General features: G+C 71.0%; 19 protein-coding genes and 1 riboswitch. Of the genes, 5 read left to right on the forward strand and 14 right to left on the reverse strand.

Features of this window, described 5'->3' with window-relative positions:
* Together V7E45_RS27970 and V7E45_RS27975 are read left to right on the forward strand one after the other, a co-directional pair.
* The coding region (locus V7E45_RS27970) for a glycosyltransferase 87 family protein (RefSeq protein ID WP_333776980.1) at window positions 1–971 on the forward strand (971 nt) is incomplete at its 5' end.
* Between the two features lie 62 nt (window positions 972–1,033).
* Window positions 1,034–1,564, forward strand: coding sequence for a PadR family transcriptional regulator (locus V7E45_RS27975; protein ID WP_333776981.1), 531 nt, complete (start codon window positions 1,034–1,036; stop codon window positions 1,562–1,564).
* A gap of 85 nt (window positions 1,565–1,649) precedes the next feature.
* Here V7E45_RS27975 and V7E45_RS27980 read toward each other — a convergent pair whose 3' ends face one another.
* From V7E45_RS27980 to V7E45_RS28000, 5 genes are all read right to left on the reverse strand, one after another.
* On the reverse strand, window positions 1,650–2,861 hold the full coding sequence (locus tag V7E45_RS27980) for a hypothetical protein (protein ID WP_333776982.1): 1,212 nt from the start codon (window positions 2,859–2,861) through the stop codon (window positions 1,650–1,652).
* Between the two features lie 29 nt (window positions 2,862–2,890).
* Window positions 2,891–3,913 carry a C40 family peptidase gene (locus V7E45_RS27985; protein ID WP_333776983.1) on the reverse strand — a complete coding sequence of 341 codons (1,023 nt, stop codon included), beginning with the start codon at window positions 3,911–3,913 and terminating at the stop codon, window positions 2,891–2,893.
* A gap of 233 nt (window positions 3,914–4,146) precedes the next feature.
* Window positions 4,147–5,181 (reverse strand): C40 family peptidase, encoded by a 1,035-nt coding sequence (locus V7E45_RS27990; RefSeq protein ID WP_333776984.1) that lies wholly within the window; start codon window positions 5,179–5,181, stop codon window positions 4,147–4,149.
* 211 nt (window positions 5,182–5,392) lie between these two features.
* The gene (locus V7E45_RS27995) at window positions 5,393–6,736 is read right to left on the reverse strand and encodes an NYN domain-containing protein (protein WP_333776985.1); all 1,344 of its coding nucleotides are present in this window, start codon (window positions 6,734–6,736) and stop codon (window positions 5,393–5,395) included.
* Window positions 6,737–6,773: 37 nt separating this feature from the next.
* The gene (locus V7E45_RS28000) at window positions 6,774–7,013 is read right to left on the reverse strand and encodes a hypothetical protein (protein WP_020939540.1); all 240 of its coding nucleotides are present in this window, start codon (window positions 7,011–7,013) and stop codon (window positions 6,774–6,776) included.
* 153 nt (window positions 7,014–7,166) lie between these two features.
* Here V7E45_RS28000 and V7E45_RS28005 point away from each other — a divergent pair, with 153 nt between their 5' ends.
* Window positions 7,167–7,961, forward strand: a complete 795-nt coding sequence (locus tag V7E45_RS28005; RefSeq protein WP_333776986.1) for a rhomboid family intramembrane serine protease — start codon at window positions 7,167–7,169, stop codon at window positions 7,959–7,961.
* A complete protein-coding gene (locus tag V7E45_RS28010) occupies window positions 7,958–8,239 on the forward strand; it encodes an Lrp/AsnC family transcriptional regulator (RefSeq protein WP_333776987.1) in 282 nt (93 codons plus the stop codon). Before V7E45_RS28005 ends, V7E45_RS28010 begins: the two co-directional genes overlap by 4 nt.
* Window positions 8,240–8,305: 66 nt before the next feature.
* Here the strand turns inward: V7E45_RS28010 and V7E45_RS28015 are convergent, their stop codons facing one another.
* The 6 genes from V7E45_RS28015 to ctaE form a co-directional block, all read right to left on the reverse strand.
* Window positions 8,306–9,667 carry an aminotransferase class V-fold PLP-dependent enzyme gene (locus tag V7E45_RS28015; protein ID WP_333776988.1) on the reverse strand — a complete coding sequence of 454 codons (1,362 nt, stop codon included), beginning with the start codon at window positions 9,665–9,667 and terminating at the stop codon, window positions 8,306–8,308.
* Window positions 9,668–9,808: 141 nt separating this feature from the next.
* Window positions 9,809–9,925, reverse strand: a riboswitch (SAM riboswitch).
* An 86-nt stretch (window positions 9,926–10,011) separates the two neighbouring features.
* Window positions 10,012–11,079 carry an anthranilate phosphoribosyltransferase gene (gene trpD / locus V7E45_RS28020; protein ID WP_333776989.1) on the reverse strand — a complete coding sequence of 356 codons (1,068 nt, stop codon included), beginning with the start codon at window positions 11,077–11,079 and terminating at the stop codon, window positions 10,012–10,014.
* A 120-nt stretch (window positions 11,080–11,199) separates the two neighbouring features.
* Window positions 11,200–12,831: a cytochrome bc1 complex cytochrome b subunit gene (qcrB, locus tag V7E45_RS28025; protein WP_333776990.1), complete on the reverse strand. Its 1,632-nt coding sequence runs from the start codon at window positions 12,829–12,831 to the stop codon at window positions 11,200–11,202.
* Window positions 12,828–13,886, reverse strand: coding sequence for a cytochrome bc1 complex Rieske iron-sulfur subunit (gene qcrA / locus V7E45_RS28030; protein WP_333776991.1), 1,059 nt, complete (start codon window positions 13,884–13,886; stop codon window positions 12,828–12,830). The genes qcrB and qcrA overlap by 4 nt, the downstream gene beginning before the upstream one ends.
* Window positions 13,883–14,695, reverse strand: a complete 813-nt coding sequence (gene qcrC, locus V7E45_RS28035; RefSeq protein WP_333776993.1) for a cytochrome bc1 complex diheme cytochrome c subunit — start codon at window positions 14,693–14,695, stop codon at window positions 13,883–13,885. Before qcrC ends, qcrA begins: the two co-directional genes overlap by 4 nt.
* Window positions 14,696–14,757: 62 nt before the next feature.
* Entirely contained in the window at window positions 14,758–15,378 is a 621-nt protein-coding gene (ctaE, locus tag V7E45_RS28040; RefSeq protein WP_020939548.1) for an aa3-type cytochrome oxidase subunit III, read from the reverse strand.
* Window positions 15,379–15,524: 146 nt separating this feature from the next.
* Here ctaE and V7E45_RS28045 point away from each other — a divergent pair, with 146 nt between their 5' ends.
* Window positions 15,525–15,926: a hypothetical protein gene (locus V7E45_RS28045; protein WP_333776994.1), complete on the forward strand. Its 402-nt coding sequence runs from the start codon at window positions 15,525–15,527 to the stop codon at window positions 15,924–15,926.
* Window positions 15,927–16,004: 78 nt separating this feature from the next.
* On the opposite strand, the gene V7E45_RS28050 is transcribed toward V7E45_RS28045, so the two are convergent.
* The 3 genes from V7E45_RS28050 to V7E45_RS28060 all read right to left on the reverse strand — a co-directional run.
* Window positions 16,005–17,267, reverse strand: coding sequence for a L,D-transpeptidase (locus V7E45_RS28050; RefSeq protein WP_333776995.1), 1,263 nt, complete (start codon window positions 17,265–17,267; stop codon window positions 16,005–16,007).
* 132 nt (window positions 17,268–17,399) lie between these two features.
* Window positions 17,400–17,798 (reverse strand): cytochrome c oxidase subunit 4, encoded by a 399-nt coding sequence (locus V7E45_RS28055; RefSeq protein WP_133922066.1) that lies wholly within the window; start codon window positions 17,796–17,798, stop codon window positions 17,400–17,402.
* The coding region (locus V7E45_RS28060) for a cytochrome c oxidase subunit I (protein ID WP_333776998.1) at window positions 17,795–18,520 on the reverse strand (726 nt) is incomplete at its 5' end. The genes V7E45_RS28055 and V7E45_RS28060, both read right to left, overlap by 4 nt.

An 18,520-nucleotide genomic window follows, 5' to 3' on the forward strand; every position in this document is an offset into this window, starting at 1 on the left:
ACCCGCACGCATTCTTCGCCCTGGTCTGCCTCGCCGACCTGGCCGTCCTCGTGCTGGTGTTGTGGGCGGGCTGCCGGCCGGGCCGGTCGCCGCGGGGCGCCTGGGCCTGGGTGGCGGGTGTGCCGCTGCTCGGCCCGACGGTGTACGCCCGCTACGACCTGATGGTGACCGCGGTGGCCGTGGCGGCGCTGCTCGCCGGGGTCCGGCGCCCCCGGCTGATGGGTGCGCTGGCGGCCTTCGGCGCGCTGCTGAAGGTGTGGCCCGCGCTGCTCCTCGCGGGCGCCCCACGGCGGGCGTGGGCGGCGGCCGCGCTGACCGCGGCGGGCCTCGCGGCCCTGTCGGCGGCGGCCGCACCCGGCGCGTTCGCCTTCCTCGGCTTCCAGCGGGACCGGGGCACCGAGGTGGAGTCGCTGGGCGGCCTGGTCCTCCACGTGGCCCGGCACTTCGGCTGGCCGGGCGCGGTGCTGCTCAACTACGGGTCGGTCGAGTTCCTCGGCCCCGGAGTCGCCCTGGTCAGCGGCGCCGCGCTGGCACTGACCGGAGCCGCCCTCGGCTGGCTGGTGCTGTGGCGGCTGCGGGCGGCCCGGCTCACGGCGCAGACGCTCGCCGACGCGGCCTTCACGGCGGTGCTGCTGTTCACCGTCTCCAGCCGGGTGATCAGCCCGCAGTACCTCGTGTGGCTGGTCGGCCTGGCCGCGGTGTGCCTGTGCTCCCGGACCAGCCGCATGGCGGCGCCGGCCGTGCTGATCCTGCCGGCCTGCCCGCTGACGGTCCTGGAGTTCCCGGTCGGCTTCGAGCACGTCGTGGCCGGCGATTTCCACGGCGTGCTTCTGCTGCTGCTCCGCAACGGCCTGCTGCTCGCCGCCTCCCTGACGGCGGCCCGTGCGCTGTGGCGGTCCACGGCCCCGCCCGCGCCCGTACCCCCGGGGCCGCGCCGGACGGCCCCCGCGCGGGAGACCCGGGTCCGCTGACACCGGCGCCACCGCTAGCATGCCTACCGCGTCCGCTGTGGGAGGAGCCGGGAGGAGTCACCGTGCTGGAGCTGTCGATCCTGGGCTTCCTGGCCGAGGAACCCCTGCACGGCTACGAGCTCAAGGAGCGCATCAGGGCGCTGAGCGGCCATGTCCGCCCGGTCAGCGACGGCGCCCTCTACCCGGCCATCAACCGGCTCGTCGCCGCCGGGCTGCTCGACCAGCGCACCGAGGACGGGGTGAGCGCGGCCCCGCGCCGGGTGCTGTCGCTGACCGCGAAGGGCCGGGCGGACCTGCTGGAACGGCTGCGCGGCCCCCGGCAGACCGAGATCACCGACCAGGTCCGCTTCAACACGGTCCTGGCCTTCCTGCGGCACCTGCCCGACCCCGCCGAACAGGCCGCCGTCCTGCGCCGCCGCCTGGACTTCCTGGAGACGCCGAGCAGTTTCTTCCACCGCGACGGCGAGCCGGTGCCCGCGGAGGAGGCCGGCGACCTGTTCCGGCAGGGCATGCTGCGGGTCGCCCGGGCCACCGGCACGGCCGAACGGGAGTGGCTGCGCGAGGCCCTCGCGGTGCTCGGCCGGCCCGTCTGAAGACGCTGGGGACCCAGCGGACCCAGCCGGACCCGGGTGTCCTGGGTGTCCTGGGCGCCGGTGCCGCTGACCGGTGGCCGGCCGGTCAGGACAGCTGGCCGCGCACGTACGCGCGCCACTCGGCGGTGAACGCGCCGGGCGTGGTGCCGAGCACCTTCCGCAGCGCGTCCTCGACCGCGCCCGCCCGCCGCGGGTGGGCGCCGACGGCCCGGTAGAAGGCGCCGAGCTTCGCCTGCCCCCAGTCGTCGGCGATCATCCGGCAGGCCAGCCAGCCGCCCTCGTAGGCCTGGGCGAGGTGGGTCGGCTCGCTGCTGAAGCCGAAGTCCTTGTCGGCCGGGAGGGCCGGCGGCACGTGCCCGTCCTGGACCGCGCGGGCGAGTTCCGGTGCGGCCTCGGCGGGCGTGCGGCCGGTGCCGAGGTAGCCGATCCAGTCGGCGTAGCCCTCGGAGAGCCACAGCGGGGTGGCGGCGCCGGTGTCCGCGCGGGTGGCCACATGGGTCGTCTCGTGGGTGAAAACGACCTGCTTGCCGACGCGGCCGAGCATGGCGTACGCCTCCGGGTTCACCACCACCCGGTCGGCGGGCGCCCGGCCCGAGCCGCCCGCCTCGCCGGTGGTGACGGCGGCGATGCCCCGGTAGTTGGAGGCGGGCGAGCCCAGCAGGGCCGCCATGCCCGACAGCGAGCCCGGGACGAGGACGACGACCCGGCGCGTCCAGCGGGTGCCCCACTCCTGGGAGACGGCCGGCACGGCGCGGTCCGCGAGCCGGGCGTACTCGCGCAGGTCGGCGGTGCTCCGGCCGGTCCCGAGGACCAGGCTGTGGGCGCCCTTCACGGCGGACACCGCGCCCTGGTCCCACAGCTGCTGCCCGGCGCCGCCCGCCGGCTTGTCGGCGGTGACGTACCACCCGCCGTCGGCGGTGCGGCTGAGCGCGAGGGTGCGGGGGACGCTGACCGAGGACCGGTCGTAGCCGGCGATCCGGTAGCGCAGCTCCGCGTCGGCGGTGGAGCCCGTGCCCGCGCGGTGCACGGCCGTCACCCGGTAGCTCCAGGAGGCCAGCGGCAGCGCGCGCAGCCGGACGTAGCCGGTCCGGGTGCCCGTGGTGCCGTACGCCTTCTCGTCGTGCCCGAGCAGGGCCGCCGACCGCCGGTCGAGCACCCGCTGCACCTCGGCCCGCGCCGAGTCCGCCGCCGTCCGCCCGCCGCAGCCGGACAGGGGCGGTACGAGCAGCAGGCAGAGCCCCGCCGCCGCGGCGCGCCACACCCGCCGCGCGCGCCCCGCCCGTCCGCCGTGAGCCATTTCTCGATCGTACGGCGCCGGGCCGGACGTCAGGGGCGGGTCACGGAGGAGACCGGCATCATCCCGACCGGGTCGTAGCGCACCGGCGCACCCGGGTAGGGCGCGTGGATCACCTGCCCGTTGCCGACGTACATGGCCACGTGGCTGGCGTCGGAGCGGTAGACCACCAGGTCGCCCGGCCGCGCCTGGGACAGCGGGACCCGCCGGCCGGCCAGCCGCTGCTCCTGCGAGGTGCGCGGCAGGTGGATGCCCGCGTGCGCGTACGACCACTGCATCAGGCCCGAGCAGTCGAAGCCGGAGGGGCCGGTCGCGCCCCACACGTAGGGGCGGCCCAGGGCGGAACGGGCGGCGGCCAGGGCGGCCGCCGCACGGGCGTCGGGCGCTGCGGAGCCGGTCAGGTCGGCCAGGCCGGGCAGGTCGCCGCGGCCGGCGCGGGAGGCCCGGCCGTAGGCGGCGCGGTCGGCGGCGGGCAGGGACTCCAGCAGCCGGCGGGCCCTGGCGAGCTTGCGCTCCACGGTCCGCTTGTGCGTGGCGACCGCCTTGCGGCTCTGCTCCAGGGCGGACAGCTTGTCCTCCGCCTCGGCCCGCTCCTGGGCCAGTTCGCGCAGCGCGGACCGCAACTCGTGCAGCTGCCCGGCCTGCTGGGCACCGATGCGGTCGAGGGTGGCCGCCTTGTCGAGGTAGTCGCCGGGGTCGTCGGAGAAGAGCAGGGCGACGGTCGGATCGATGCCGCCCGAGCGGTACTGGGCGCCTGCCAGCGAACCCAGCCGCTCGCGCAGGGAGTTGACGCGCTGCTGCTGGCGGGCGATGTGGTCCTGGGCGTCCCTGACCTCCCGGCGCAGGGTGTCGGCCCGTTCGTCCGCCTTGTCGTAGGCCTGGGTCGCCCGCTCGGCCTCCTCGTAGAGGCGGTCCACCTCGGCACGGGTGCCGTCGTGCGGCGCTGCGTCGGCCGGTACGGCGCCGAGTGCGGCGGCCGCGGCCGACAGCGCGCACAGGGCGGCGCCCGCGCCGCGGTTGAACCCGGACGGTGGAAGACGGCGATGGGACCCCATGGCAGTCCTTCTGCTGGCGGACGGAGGACCGTTCCCCGGCGCCGGGGACGGGGAGGCCCCAGCGCCGGGGAAACGCGCCAGACAGTAGCCGTGCGGACGGCCCCCGGCCAAAGACCGCGGCGTCAACACACACTGACGCCCCGCCGGTGACGCAGGTCAACGGCGGGGCGTGGAGTCAGTTCCGGTTCACCGGATTCGCCCGTTCGGGCGCTTCCTGGCCGGTGTCGCGGGGCTCAGATGCGGACGCCGAACTGGAACGGCATGTTGCCCATCGCCTCGTAGCGGACCACGGCACCGGTGTGCGGCGCGTGCAGCACCTGGCCGTTGCCCGCGTACAGGCCGACGTGGTGCATGTCGCCGTAGAAGATGACCAGGTCGCCGACCTTGAGGTCGGACTGGTTGTAGATCCGGGTGCCGGCGTTGGCCTGCGCCTCGGAGGTGCGCGGTATGGAGACGCCGGCCTGGGCGTAGGCCCAGGAGGTCAGGCCCGAGCAGTCGAAGGAGGACGGGCCGGTGGCGCCGTAGACGTACGGCTTGCCGATCTGGCTCTGGGCGGCCGCGAAGGCGGCCGAGGCGCGTCCGGAGGCGGGCGGGGCGTCCTTGAGGTCCACGCGCTCGGTGGAGGAGCGGTTGGCGCGGGCCTGCTCGGCGTCGAGGGCCGCCTTCTCCTTGGCGGTCAGGGTGTTCAGGAGCTTCTGCGCCTCGGCGAGCTTGCCCTGGACTTCCTTCTTCTTGTTGCCCAGCTCGGTGCGGGTGGCGGCCAGGTCCTTGAGCTTCTCGGTGGCCTCGGCGCGCTCCTGGGCGAGTTCGCGCTGTTTGTCCTGGATCTTCTTCAGCGCCTCGACCTGCTGGCTGCTCAACTGGTCGAGCGTGGAGGCCTTGTCGAGGTAGTCGTCCGGGTTGGAGGACAGGAACAGCTGCACCGAGGGGTCGATGCCGCCCGAGCGGTACTGGGCGGTGGCCATGGAACCCAGGCCGTCGCGGAGCTTGTTGAGCTCCTGCTGGCCGCGGGCGACGTTGTCCTGGATCGTGGAGATTTCCTTCTGCAGCTTCTGCTGCTTCTCCTTGGCCCCGTTGTACTTCTCGGTGGCCTGCTCCGCCTGCTCGTAGAGCTTGTCGACCTTCGCCTTGACCTCGTCCTTGCCGAGCTTCTCGCCCGGCGCGGCGTCGGCGGCGTTCGCGCTGAGCGCGACGGCAGCGGCGGCTGCGGTGGTCAGCACGGTGACACGCGTGCGGCTCGGCTGCTTGGGTCGACGATGGGACGCCACTGAGGACGAACTCCTTCTTGTGAGTGATCACCCGTTCGGAGGTTCGAGGCCAGACCCTAGTGACCTCGCTGTGATCACTTCAAATCCTCGCGGCAAAAAACCCGTCACGCAATGCATTCTTTGCACTTAACTCACGTGCGGTGATGCCCGATTGACACTACGTTGCGTGACGGTTCGGTCAATTCGGGCATTGCATATGCGCGTTGCACGTTCAGGACAGTCGCTTCAGAAGTACCGCAGAGGCGACGGGACGGGCACCCGCCCGGGCGACCCCGTCGGCCACCTCCCGATCGGTCGACGCGACGATGACCGGACGGCCCGGCGGCTCCGCGCGCACGAGCTGACGGATCAGCTCGTCGGCCGTGACCCCCGGCTTGGAGAACAGCACCCGCACCCCGCGCGGCGGCGCGAGCAGCACCGGCGCGGCCAGCTCGGCGCCGTCGAAGACACACGTCACCTCGGCCCCGGTCTGCGCCGCGAGCGCGGAGAGCTGCCCGAGCAGGCGCAGCCGCTGCTTCTCCAGCGGCATCTGCGGATAGCCGGTCTTGGTGACGTTGTAGCCGTCGACCACCAGATGCGCCTGCGGCAGCGCGAGCAACTGGTCGAGGATGGCGGGGTCGTTCTCGGAGAGCGCCCGGGCCGCGATGTCCTTCGGGGTCATGCGCCCCGGCTCGACCGCGTCCACGGTCTCCGCCGGGCGCATCGACACCGGCGGCAGGGCGAGTTCGCGCCTGAGGCCCTGGGCGGCGTCCAGCAGGGTGTCCAGCAGCAGCCGTACCCGCATGTCCTCGACGCTGCGGCCCTCGCGGACCGCCCGGCGGGTGGCCTCCAGCGCCGCCTCGGCCTCGCCGAGGCGTGCCTTGAGCCGTCTGCTCTCGCTCTCCGCGACCGACACCTGCGCGGCCCCCTCGGCGCGCACGGCGTCGATCTCGCCGTGCACCCTGCGCAGGGCCGCCTCGCCGCGCTTGACGTCACTGAGGGCCGCCCGGAGCTTGCGGTGCAGCGCCTCCGCCTCCCGCTTCGCCGACTCCAGTTCGGCGCGCAGCCGTTCGGTCTCGGTCCGGGTCTGCTCCCGGGACCGGTCCAGTTCCGCGCGCATCCGCTCCAGTTCGGCCCGGCTCTCCTCGTCGGCCCGCTCGGCGTCCGCGCGCTGGGCCTCCTCGCCGGCCGCGGTGACCAGCTTCACCCAGCCCGCCGGGCGCAGAACATAGGCCGCGGCCGCCACGTCGAGCGGATCCGCGGCCGGGGGCGGCGAGCCGGAGTCGAGGGCGCCGGAGAGCTCCGGCTGCGCCTCTCTGAGCTTCTCCCCGATCCGCTGCCGGAACAGCGCCTCGGTCTCCAGCGCGGCCGCCATCGCGTTCCCGGCGAACTTCGCCCGCCGGGTCGGGGTGAAGCGGGCGTACTGTCTGAGCTGGGCGGGCAGTTCCGCCATCGTCAGGCCGCCGAAGCCGTCCGAGACGATCTGCACGACCCGCCGGCGCACACCGTCGGGCAGCGGACGGTCAAGCACCTCAGCGGTGCCGTCGCCCGGCCCCCCGCCTGCGGTCTCCACCATCCGTCACACCCCAATACCTGTACGGGGCCCGCTCCGCTCAGGAGCCGGCGCCCGGCCTGTCCACGAGTTCCACCTGGTCCACCGCGTTGCACCAGCGGCAGCGGACCGACTCGATGGTCTCACTGACCACCTCGCGCTCCTCCACGTTCGGCTCGCCCGCGAGGTCGAGGTGGACGTACTCGACGACCTTCGACGAGCGGGTGACGTCGAAGCGGGTCAGATTGCCGCAGAGGGTGCAGCGCCATCGCGTCGTGGCGGTCGGCAGGGGAACCGTCATCGTGCCTGTTCGCTTCCTTCTCGGGTCGGTCCGCGCCGCTCCACGACGCGTGTGGCTCGTAACCCTACGGCCTGCCGGGTCCTCGCCGCCCGTCCGTCCACGGCGGCGAGGCGGTCTGTCAGGCTGCGTCCCGTTACGTCATGCTCTGTAGTCATGATCAGCACGTGGGGCACGGCGGCCGGCAGGACACTCAGGGCGGTCCGGGGCGCCTCCGCACCCACCACGTACACCCTCATCGTCCTGTGTTCCCTGCTCTTCGTCCTCGGACCGGCCTCGGGGCTGACGGTGGCCTACGGCGCCGGGGACGCCCTGCTCGCCGCGCAGCGGGCGTACTTCCGGCACTGGGGCGTGGTGCCGGCCGACCTGTTCCACCGCCCGGTCCGGGAGGCGCTCACCCCGGCCACCGCACTGTTCGTGCACGGCAGCTGGGTGCATCTGCTCGGCAACATGCTCTTCCTCTTCGTCTTCGGGATCATGACCGAGGAACGGATGGGCCGGGTCGAGTTCACCCTCTTCTACGTCGGCTGCGGATATCTGGCCCTGCTGGGCTACGCGGCCGCCAACGCCGCCTCCGAGCAGTCGCTGGTGGGCGCCTCCGGGGCGATCTCGGCGGTCCTCGGAGCGTTCCTCTACCTTTTCCCCCGCGCCCGTGTGACCAGTCTCCTCCCCTTCCTGTTCTTCCTGCCGATGCGCTTCCCGGCCTGGGTGGTGCTGCCGTTCTGGGCGGCGCTGCAGTGGCTCGCGGCGGGCAGCTCCGGCTCGGGGCCCGGGGTGGCCTATCTCGCCCACCTGGTCGGCTTCGGCCTCGGCTTCGGCTACGCGTGGCTGCGCTACGGACGGGAGCGGGGCCGGGGCAGGGGCTCCGCGGCGGCGGTGGTGGCGGACGGAGGGGCGACTAGAGTGAAGTCCGCAGCGGCTCCGGCACCTGAGGGAGAGAACCAGTCGTGATCACCGCGATCGTCCTGATCAAGACCAGCGTGGACCGGATCCCCGAGATCGCGGAGCAGATCGCCTCGCTGGACAGCGTCAGCGAGGTCTTCTCCGTCACGGGCACCTACGACCTGATCGCCATGGTCCGGGTGGGGCAGCACGAGGACCTCGCCGAGGTCATCCCCGGCCGGATCAGCAAGATCCCCGGCGTCGAGGGCACCGACACGCATGTCGCGTTCCGCACCTACTCACAGCACGACCTGGAGGCCGCGTTCGCGATCGGGCTGGACAACTAGCCCGTCACGCCGACAGGGGCAGGGGGGCGGGCGCGGCCGCCCCCCTGCCCCGCTCGCCCGGAGCCGTCAGACGGCCGGGACGCAGCGGCCGTCCTCGGTGCGGTACCGCCACTTGGCGCCGTCCCTGACCAGTTCGCGGACCGCCCGCACGAAACGCTCGACGTGCTCGTCCGGGGTGCCCGCGCCGAAGCTGACCCGGATGGCGTTCAGGGACTTCTCGCCCGGCGCGGCCTCGGGGGCGCCGCACTCGCCCTGGGTCCCCGGGTCGGCGCCCAGCAGGGTGCGTACCAGCGGGTGGGCGCAGAACAGGCCGTCGCGGACGCCGATGCCGTACTCGGCGGAGAGCGCGGCGGCGAAGTGGGAGCTGTTCCAGCCCTCGACGACGAAGGAGATCACGCCGACGCGCGGGGCGTCGTCGCCGAAGAGGGAGAGGATCCTGACCTGCGGCACCTCGGCCAGGCCCGCGCGGACCGTGTCGATCAGGTGCTGCTCGCGGGCGACCAGGGTGTCGAAGCCGGCCTCGGTGAGCGCCTTGCAGGCGGAGGCGATGGAGTAGGCGCCGATGACGTTCGGCGAGCCGGCCTCGTGCCGGGCGGCGCTCTCGTGCCACTCCACGGCCACTCCCCCGTCCTCGCGCCGGCTGACCTTGCGGCTGGCGCCGCCGCCCGCGAGGTAGGGGGCGGCCGCGGCCAGCCAGTCGGCGCGCCCCGCCAGTACGCCGGAGCCGAACGGGGCGTACAGCTTGTGGCCGGAGAAGGCGACCCAGTCCACGTCCAGTTCCCGTACCGACACCGGGTGGTGCGGCGCGAGCTGGGCGGCGTCCAGCACGATCCGGGCTCCGTGCGCGTGGGCCGCGGCGGCCAGCTCGCGCACCGGCCACAGCTCGCCGGTCACGTTGGAGGCGCCGGTGACGCAGACCAGGGCCGGGCCCTGGGGCGCACGGTCGGCCAGCGCCCGCTCCAGGGTCTTGACGGCCTGCCGCGGGGTGCGCGGGGCGTCGAGGAAGGTGACCTGGGCGTCCCGCCAGGGCAGCAGGGAGGCGTGGTGCTCGGTCTCGAAGACGAAGACCTGGCAGTCGGCCGGGAGGGCGCGGGCGAGCAGGTTCAGCGAGTCCGTGGTCGACCGGGTGAAGACCACCTGGTCGGCCGGACGGCAGTCGAGGAACTCGGCGACCGTGCGGCGGGCGTTCTCGAACAGGTCGGTGGAGAGCTGCGAGAGGTAGCCGGCCCCGCGGTGGACGCTGCCGTAGTACGGCGCGTAGGCGGCCACGTCGTCCCAGACGCGCTGGAGGGCGGGGGCGCTGGCCGCGTAGTCGAGCGCGGCGTAGGTGACCTCGCCACCGGTGACGAGCGGGACGGTGACATCCCGTCCCAGAACGGGCAGCGGGGCACAAACGGACTGGTCGGCGGCAGCGGTGAGGACAGACATGGGGAGCTCCCGTGAGGACGTACGGCGCGGCGCGTACGGAAGGAAAGAAGAAGGGTGTGCGGAGGCGGGGCTCGGCGGCCCTATCGCATTCGCTTGCTCACGGAAGGCTCCTCGACGACCAGGACCCCTGGTTTCTCGAGGGGTCCGCGCTTGCCGCGGACCTCGCTGCCCACGACCTGGTCCTCACCCGGGGCACCCCGCCACGGACGGAGGGTTGCCGGACAGTCGGCCGGGGCCTCATGACTGTCACTCATGACCTGGTACGGGAACGTACGCGAAGTGATCGGCGCCCCGCAACCCGAGTCCGGATCGCGGGACGCCGACCGGTCGCCTCCGGACAGGCCCTAGGAGGCGTTGCTGGCGGCCACCCACCGCTCCAGCGTCCGCTTGGCGGCGCCGGAGTCGAGGGACTCGGCGGCCTTCGCCATGCCGGCGCGCAGCTGGTCCGCCAGAGGCGCGTCGCCCGGCGTGAGGGCGACCAGGGCCGCCGCCGAGTTCAGCAGCACGGCGTCCCGGACGGGGCCCCGCTCGCCGTCCAGCAGGCGCCGGGCGACCTCGGCGTTGTACGCCGCGTCGGCGCCGCGCAGCGCTTCCACGGGGACGAGGTCGATGCCGACGTCCCGGGGGTCGAAGCGCTCCTCGGCGACCTTGCCGTCGCGGACCACCCACACCCGGGAGGTGGACGTGGTCGTCAGCTCGTCCAGGCCGTCGTCGCCCCGGAACACCAGGGAGGAGTTGCCGCGCTCGGCGAGCACCCCGGCCACGATCGGCGCCATGCGCGGGTCGGCGACCCCGACCGCCTGGGCGCGCACCTTGGCCGGGTTGGTCAGCGGGCCGAGCACGTTGAACGTGGTCCGGATGCCCAACTGGCCGCGCGCCGCGGCGACATGACGCAGCGACGGGTGGAACTTCACCGCGAAGCAGATGGTGATGCCGGCCTCGTCGGCGACCTCGGCGACCCGCTTCGGGGTGAGGTGCAGATTGATCCCGAGCTTCTCCAGCACGTCGGAGGAGCCGGAGGCGGAGGACGCGGCGCGGTTGCCGTGCTTGACCACCCGGGCTCCGGTGCCGGCGACGACGATGGACGACATCGTGGAGATGTTCACCGTCTTGGCGCCGTCACCGCCGGTCCCGACGATGTCGACGGCCGGGCCGGGCACCTCGATGACGTTGGCGTGCTCGTACATGGTCCGCACGAGGCCGGTGATCTCCTGCACCGTCTCGCCCTTGGCCCGCAGGGCCACCATGAACCCGGCGATCTGGGCGTCCGTCGCCTCCCCGCGCATGATCAGGTCCATGGCCCAGGCGGTGTCGTCGGCGCAGAGGTCGTGGCCGTCCAGCAGGCCGTTCAGCAGGACGGGCCAGGAGCGGCCCGCCGCGGTGTCGCCTCCAGCGGGGGTCACAGCGTTCATCTGACGCTCCTGGTGTCGTGAAAGAAGAGTGTGGTGCCACCCTATCCAGCCCCGGACAGGGCGAAGGGCCCCGTCCGTAAGCCGGACGGGGCCCTTCGTCGTGGCGTGGCGACGCCGGGATCAGTGGTGGCCGTGGCCGCTCGTGATCTCCTTGTACTCCTCGACGGTGGGCTTCGGGATCTGGTTGTCCCCTCCGTAGTAGGAGTGGCTGAGCTTGGCGCGCAGCTTCTCGGCGGACGTCACCTTGCGCTCGACACCGTTCTCGTCGACCGTCTCACCGATCTGGGCCGGCTCGTACTGGTGGTGAGCCGTGAGGGTGTGCAGCGCCTCCTGGCTGAGCGACTCGTGCACCTCGATGAACTCGCCGTGCGGCAGCCGCTTGATGATGCCGGTCTCGCGACCGTGCAGCACCTTGTCACGGTCGCGGCGCTGCAGACCCAGGCAGATCCGCTTGGTGGCGATGAACGCGAGGACCGGTCCGGCGAAGAAGGAGATCCGGACGAACCAGGTGACGTCGTTGATCGACAGGTGGAAGTGGGTGGCGAACAGGTCGTTGCCACCACCGACCAGGCCGACCATGTACACGGTCACCCAGGCCGCACCGAACGCGGTACGGGTCGGGGCGTTGCGCGGACGGTCCAGGATGTGGTGCTCGCGCTTGTCGCCGGTGACCCAGGACTCCAGGAACGGGTACAGCGCGATGACCGCCAGGACGAGACCGAAGAGCACCAGCGGGATGAACACGCCCAGGACGAGCGTGTGACCCCAGAAGTTGATCTCCCAGCCCGGCATGTAGCGGACCAGACCCTCGGCGAAGCCCATGTACCAGTCGGGCTGGGCGCCGGTGGACACCTGGTCGGGCCGGTAGGGGCCCATGGCCCAGATCGGGTTGATCTGGGTCACCGCGGCGATCGCCGCGATCACACCGAAGACCAGGAAGAAGAAGCCGCCCGCCTTGGCCATGTACACCGGCAGCAGCGGCATGCCGACGACGTTCTTCTCGCTCTTTCCGGGACCCGCGAACTGCGTGTGCTTGTGGTAGAAGACCAGGATCAGGTGGCCCACCATCAGGCCGAGCATGATGCCCGGCAGCAGCAGGATGTGGATCGAGTAGAACCGGGCGACGAAGTCGTGACCGGGGAACTGACCGCCGAAGAGGAAGAACGAGATGTACGTTCCGACGATCGGCATCGACAGGATGGCGCCCTCGGTGAAGCGGACACCGGTGCCGGAGAGCAGGTCGTCCGGCAGCGAGTAACCGGTGAAGCCGGTGAACATGCCGAGGACGAACAGCAGGAAGCCGAACAGCCAGTTGATCTCACGCGGCTTGCGGAACGCGCCGGTGAAGAACACGCGCATCATGTGCACGAACATGCCGGCGAGGAAGATCAGCGCGGCCCAGTGGTGGATCTGCCGGATGAGCAGACCACCGCGCACGTCGAAGGAGATGTGCAGGGTCGAGTTGAACGCCTCGGACATCAGCTGTCCCTGGAGCGGGACGTAGCTGCCGTGGTACTCCACCTCGTTCATCGACGGGTGGAAGAACAGCGTCAGATAGACACCGGTCAGGATGATGATGAGGAAGCTGTACATGCAGACTTCGCCCAGCATGAACGACCAGTGGTCGGGGAAGATCTTCCGCATGTTCGACTTCGCCAGGGAGTAGATCCCCAGCCGGCCGTCGGCCCAGTCGGCGATCCGCTCGCCGGCCGGCGCCTTGCCGCGTCGCTCGTTGTTCTCGTTGGTGCTCATCCGCGCTCCCAGAATGCAGGACCGACGGGCTCCTCGAAGTCGCCGAGCGCCTGGAGGTAACCCTCGTCGTTCACGCCGATGCGGAGCTGCGGCAGGGCGTGACCGGCGGGGCCGAAGATCACTCGGGCACCGTCGGAGAGGTCGAAGGTGGACTGGTGGCACGGGCACAGCACGTGGTGCGTCTGCTGCTCGTACAGGGAGATCGGGCAGCCGACGTGGGTGCAGATCTTCGAGAACGCGACGATGCCCTCGTGCGACCATGCCAGCTCGCGCTTGTCCTTGATGTTGTCCGGCTGGATCCGGATGATCATCAGGGCGGCCTTGGCGATCTCGTTCTGGAAGTCCTCCTGGGTCTCTTCCAGTCCCTCGGGCTTGGCGAAGGTCAGCGAACCGACGGCGACGTCCTCGGGACGCAGCGGCTGGTTCGTGTTCATGTTGACCAGCAGCTTGCCCTTGGCCCACAGGGTGTGCCGCAGGGAGGTGCCCGGCAGCGGACCGAGGTCGCGCAGCAGCATGAGGCCGGAGAGCGGCACCAGGGTGAGCGCGCCGAACATCGTGTTGCGGATCAGCTTGCGGCGGCCGAGGGCCGACTCCTTCGCGCCCTCGCGGAAGTCGGCGTGCACCTGCGCGCGGACCTCCGGCGGGGCCTCGATCGGGTGACGCTCGGCGGCGACCTCCACGTCGGACATCAGGGTGCGGGCCCAGTGGACCGCGCCCGCGCCGATGCAGAACAGCGCGACACCGAGGGTCAGGCCGAGCGCGAAGTTCAGCGCGCTGACGTGCCCGATCGGGAAGACGAAGATCGACTTGTCGTGCGGGATGGACACGTACGAGACGATGAAGCCGACCGTGGCCAGCATCGACACCGTGAACAGCAGGGCGACGACGCGCTCGGACCGCTTTGCGGCACGCTCGTCGATGTCCTGGATCCGGGGCTCGTGGGGCGGCAGCCCCGGGTCCGCGAACGGGTTCTCCTCGTCCGCGACGCTCACGGCGCCGTGCGCGTGGCCCTGCTCAGCGGGCAGGTTCTCTTCTGGAATGTCTTGGCTACTCATGACTTCTTGGCCTTTGCGGTCCGAGCGGCGACCCAGACGGCGACCACGATCAGCGCGCCGAGACCGAAGATCCAGGCGAACAGACCTTCACTGACCGGCCCGATGCCACCCAGCTCCATGCCGCCGGGGTTGGTCGTCTGGTCGCTGTCCACCGCGTGCAGGTACGCGATGATGTCCTTCTTGTTCTTCTCCGTCAGCGTGGTGTCGGGGAAGGACGGCATGTTCTGCGGGCCCGTCTGCATGGCCTCGTAGATGTGCTTCGGGTCGACGCCTTCCAGCGTCGGCGCGAACTTGCCCTTGGTGAGAGCACCACCCTTGCCGGTGAAGTTGTGGCACTGCGCGCAGTTGGTGCGGAACAGCTCGCCGCCCTTGGCGATGTCCGCGCCGTCCGGGCCGTACTGCTCCTTCGTCGGCACCGTGGGACCGGCACCCAGCGAGGCGATGTACGCCGCGAGCTTGTCGATCTCGGCCTGGGTGTAGATGTTCTTCTTCTTTGGGACCTGCGGGCCCTGCGAGGTGGCGGCGGGCATGCGGCCCGTGCCGACCTGGAAGTCGACCGCCGCGGCGCCCACGCCGACCAGGCTGGGGCCGTCGGACGAGCCCTGGCCACCGGTGCCGTGGCAGCTGGCGCAACCGACCTCGTAGAGCTTCTTGCCCTCCTTGATGGTCAGGGACTGGGAGGATTCATCGGCCTGGGCCTTGCTCGCGGGCGCGAACGCGGCGTACAGCCCCCCAGTGGCCGCCAGCGCGAGGAGTAGGACGACGACCGCCGCCAGCGGATGGCGTCGTCGTGCGGAGAGCTTTTTCACGGATTACCCCGGTGTCAGGATCTTCTGCGTCGATGCTTCTGGATGTGCGGGAGCGGTCCCGGCTACTTGATCAGGTAGATCGTGGCGAAAAGGCCGATCCAGACCACATCGACGAAGTGCCAGTAGTAGGACACGACGATGGCCGCCGTCGCCTGCTCGTGGGTGAACCTCTTCGCCGCGTAGGTGCGGCCGAGGACCAGCAGGAAGGCGATGAGGCCGCCCGTCACGTGCAGGCCGTGGAAACCGGTGGTCAGGTAGAACACCGAGCCGTACGGGCCGGAGGACAGGGAGATCCCGTCCTTCTTCACCAGCTCCGTGTACTCGTAGATCTGACCGCCGATGAAGATGGCACCCATGATGAAGGTGAGGATGAACCAGCCACGGAGCTTCTTCACGTCCCCGCGCTCGGCGGCGAAGACGCCGAGCTGACAGGTCAGCGAGGAGAGCACCAGGATCGTGGTGTTGGTCGCGGAGAAGGGCACATTGAGCGCGTGCGCCTGCTCCGCCCAGTACGCCGGTCCGGTCACCGACCGGAGGGTGAAGTACATCGCGAAGAGGGCCGCGAAGAACATCAGCTCGGAACTCAGCCAGATGATGGTTCCGACGCTGGTGAGGTTCGGCCGGTTGACCGACGGGTGCGCGTGCCCGGTTTCTACTGTCGTTGCTGTCGCCACGACCGACATTATGTCGGTCGCTTATCCCGCCCTCACTCCGGGGGGTGCCGTTCGGAGTGTTGCTGCCCGCCGAACCGGTGTTGACGTGGTGTTCAGGGGAGTAACATCCGGCCCGAACGGCCCTGCCCGTACGACGCCGACGTCTCGGAGGACGCATGCAGCCGACCGCCACGGTGCTGGTGTACAGCGACGACTCCAACACCAGGGAGCAGGTGCGGCTGGCCTCCGGCCGCCGGCCCGCCCCCGATGTCCCCCAGGTCGAGTTCCTCGAGTGCGCGACGCCCGAGGCCGTACTGCGCGAGCTCGCCAAGGGCGGCATCGACGTCTGCGTGCTCGACGGCGAGGCCGTGCCGATGGGAGGCATGGGGGTGTGCCGGCAGATCAAGGACGAGGTGTTCAACTGCCCGCCGGTGCTGCTGCTCATGGGCCGCCCCCAGGACGCGTGGCTGGCCACCTGGAGCCGGGCCGACGCGGCGGTGACCCTGCCGGTCGACCCGGTGGAGTTCGCCGCCGCGCTGGCCGCCCAGCTGCGCCGCAAGAGGCTGCTGAGCGCCTAGGAAAGGCCGTGACGCGCGAGGACGCGCGGCGGAGGCCCGGCAGGGCCCCGTCGCGCGTCCTCGCGCGCCGTGCGGCGTTCACACCGCCGTGGGCTGCAGGCGCAGGGCGTCCTGGGGCGCGGGGCCGTCCGGGGTGCCGTTGCCGAGCGCGCTGCCGGCGCGCCACTTGTTCCAGTCGAGGTTCCAGTCGCCGAAGCCGTTGCCGAAGGGCTCCATCGGGTCGCCCTCGGAGTTGACGACCCTGACGATGTCGCCCTCGTGGATGTGGTCGAAGAACCACTCGGCGTTGGACGTACTCATACCGGTGCAGCCGTGGCTGACGTTGGCGTAGCCCTGGGAGCCGACGGACCAGGGGGCGGCGTGCACGTACTCGCCCGACCAGGTGACCCGGGTGGCGTAGTACACCGGAAGGTCGTAGGAGTCGGAACTGCCCTCGGCGATGCCGACGGTCGTACCGCGCATCCGTACGAAGTACTGCTTCTCCAGTACGACCTTGACCCCGTTGCGGGTCTCGAAGCCGGGCTTGCCGGTCGTGACGGGGACCTGCTCGACCTCCTTGCCGTTCTCGTAGAACGTCAGCTGGTGGGTCGAGGCGTCCGTGACGGCCTCGATCCGGTCCCCTGTGGTGATCTTCACGGACTTGGCCTTGCCGCCCCACAGCCGGTCGCTGATGCGCACCCCGTCCAGGTTGCTGTGCACCTGGATCGTGGCGTGCACGGGCCAGTAGTCCTTGGGGCGGTAGTGCAGTTCCTTGTCGCTCACCCAGTACCAGGAGCCCTGGACGGCCGGCACGGAGTCCACCCGCAGGGCGCGCTCCACCACGGCACGCTGGGCCTTGTCCTTGATGCCCTGGTCGAGCAGGGCGGTGATGGGCTGCCCGACGCCGTACTCGCCCGGCTTCTGGCCGAAGGTGACGGCCAGCTGCTTCTTGCTGGTCGGCCGGCTGGTGTCGAAGCTGAGGACCTTGCGGCCGGGGGCGCCGTCGTCGTCCTCCGTGCTCACCGAGACCGTGTAGTGGGCGTTGGCGGCCAACGGGGAGGTGCTGTGCCAGCGGCTGCCGTCGGCGGCCAGTTCGCCGGCCACGAAACGCCCTGTGGAGTCCTGGGCGGTGACGTCGGTGATCCGGCCGTCGTCGCCGTTGGCGGTGATCTCCAGGGGCTTGTCCGGGTCGACCCGTGCACCCGCTTCGGTGGGGCCGTTGAAGGAGATCTGGTCCGCTGCGTCGTACGGCCTGGCCGACAGGGGATTGCCGTCCGAACCGCAGGCGGTGACGCCCACGCCGAGGACGGTCACCAGCAAGGCGCAGCCGACGACGGAACGGGTCCGCGGAGAGTGATTCATACGATCACGTTATGAGACGGAGAGCTTACTGGCGCGGCACCTAACCCTTATGGGGGACGGACACTGCGGCAAAGGCAGGAGCCCGGACTCTCCTGACGGAGGGTCCGGGCTCCCGCTTCGTTCGGTGCGTCGCTACTGGGTGCGGTTCTCACCGTGGTAGTACTCGAACACCCAGCCGAACAGGCCGATCATGATGATCGGGGCGGCGAAGTAGATCAGCCACCAGCCGACCGCGACACCGAGGAAGGCGATCGCGCCGCCGACGCCGAGGGCGAGCGGCTGCCAGCTGTGCGGGCTGAAGAAGCCCAGCTCGCCCGCGTCGTCCGCGACGTCGGCCTCCTTGTCGTCCTGGGCACCGGCGTCGACCCGACGGGCGGTGAAGCCCAGGTAGAAGCCGACCATGATGCTCAGGCCGAAGGCCAGGAAGAGCGCCGTGGTACCGGCCGGCTCCTTCGACCACACGCCGTACACGACGGCCATGACCAGGAGGAAGAAGCTCAGCCAGATGAACATCCGGCCCTGGATCTTCACTTGTCGGCCTCCTTGCTGCCCGAGATGGCGCTGCCGTGACCGGCGTGCTCCAGCTGCTCAAGGGCGGCGATCTCGGGGTGGTGCAGGTCGAACGCCGGGGATTCGCTGCGGATCCGCGGCAGGGTGAGGAAGTTGTGCCGCGGCGGCGGGCAGGAGGTCGCCCACTCGAGCGAACGGCCGTAACCCCACGGGTCGTCCACGCCGACCGGCTTGCCGTACTTGGCCGTCTTCCACACGTTGTAGAGGAACGGCAGGATCGACAGGCCGAGCAGGAAGGAGCTGATCGTCGAGATCGTGTTCAGGGCGGTGAAGCCGTCGGCCGCCAGGTAGTCGGCGTAACGGCGCGGCATGCCCTCCACACCCAGCCAGTGCTGGATCAGGAAGGTGCCGTGGAAGCCGACGAACAGCGTCCAGAAGGTGATCTTGCCGAGGCGCTCGTCCAGCATCTTGCCGGTCATCTTCGGCCACCAGAAGTGGAAGCCGGAGAACATCGCGAACACGACCGTGCCGAAGACGACGTAGTGGAAGTGGGCCACCACGAAGTAGCTGTCGGAGGTCGCGAAGTCGAGCGGCGGCGAGGCGAGCATCACGCCGGTCAGCCCGCCGAACAGGAACGTGACGAGGAAGCCCAGCACCCAGAGCATCGGTGTCTCGAAGGACAGCGAGCCCTTCCACATGGTGCCGATCCAGTTGAAGAACTTCACGCCGGTGGGTACGGCGAT

The organism is Streptomyces sp. IBSBF 3136 (assembly GCF_036815105.1).
Taxonomy (GTDB): domain Bacteria; phylum Actinomycetota; class Actinomycetes; order Streptomycetales; family Streptomycetaceae; genus Streptomyces.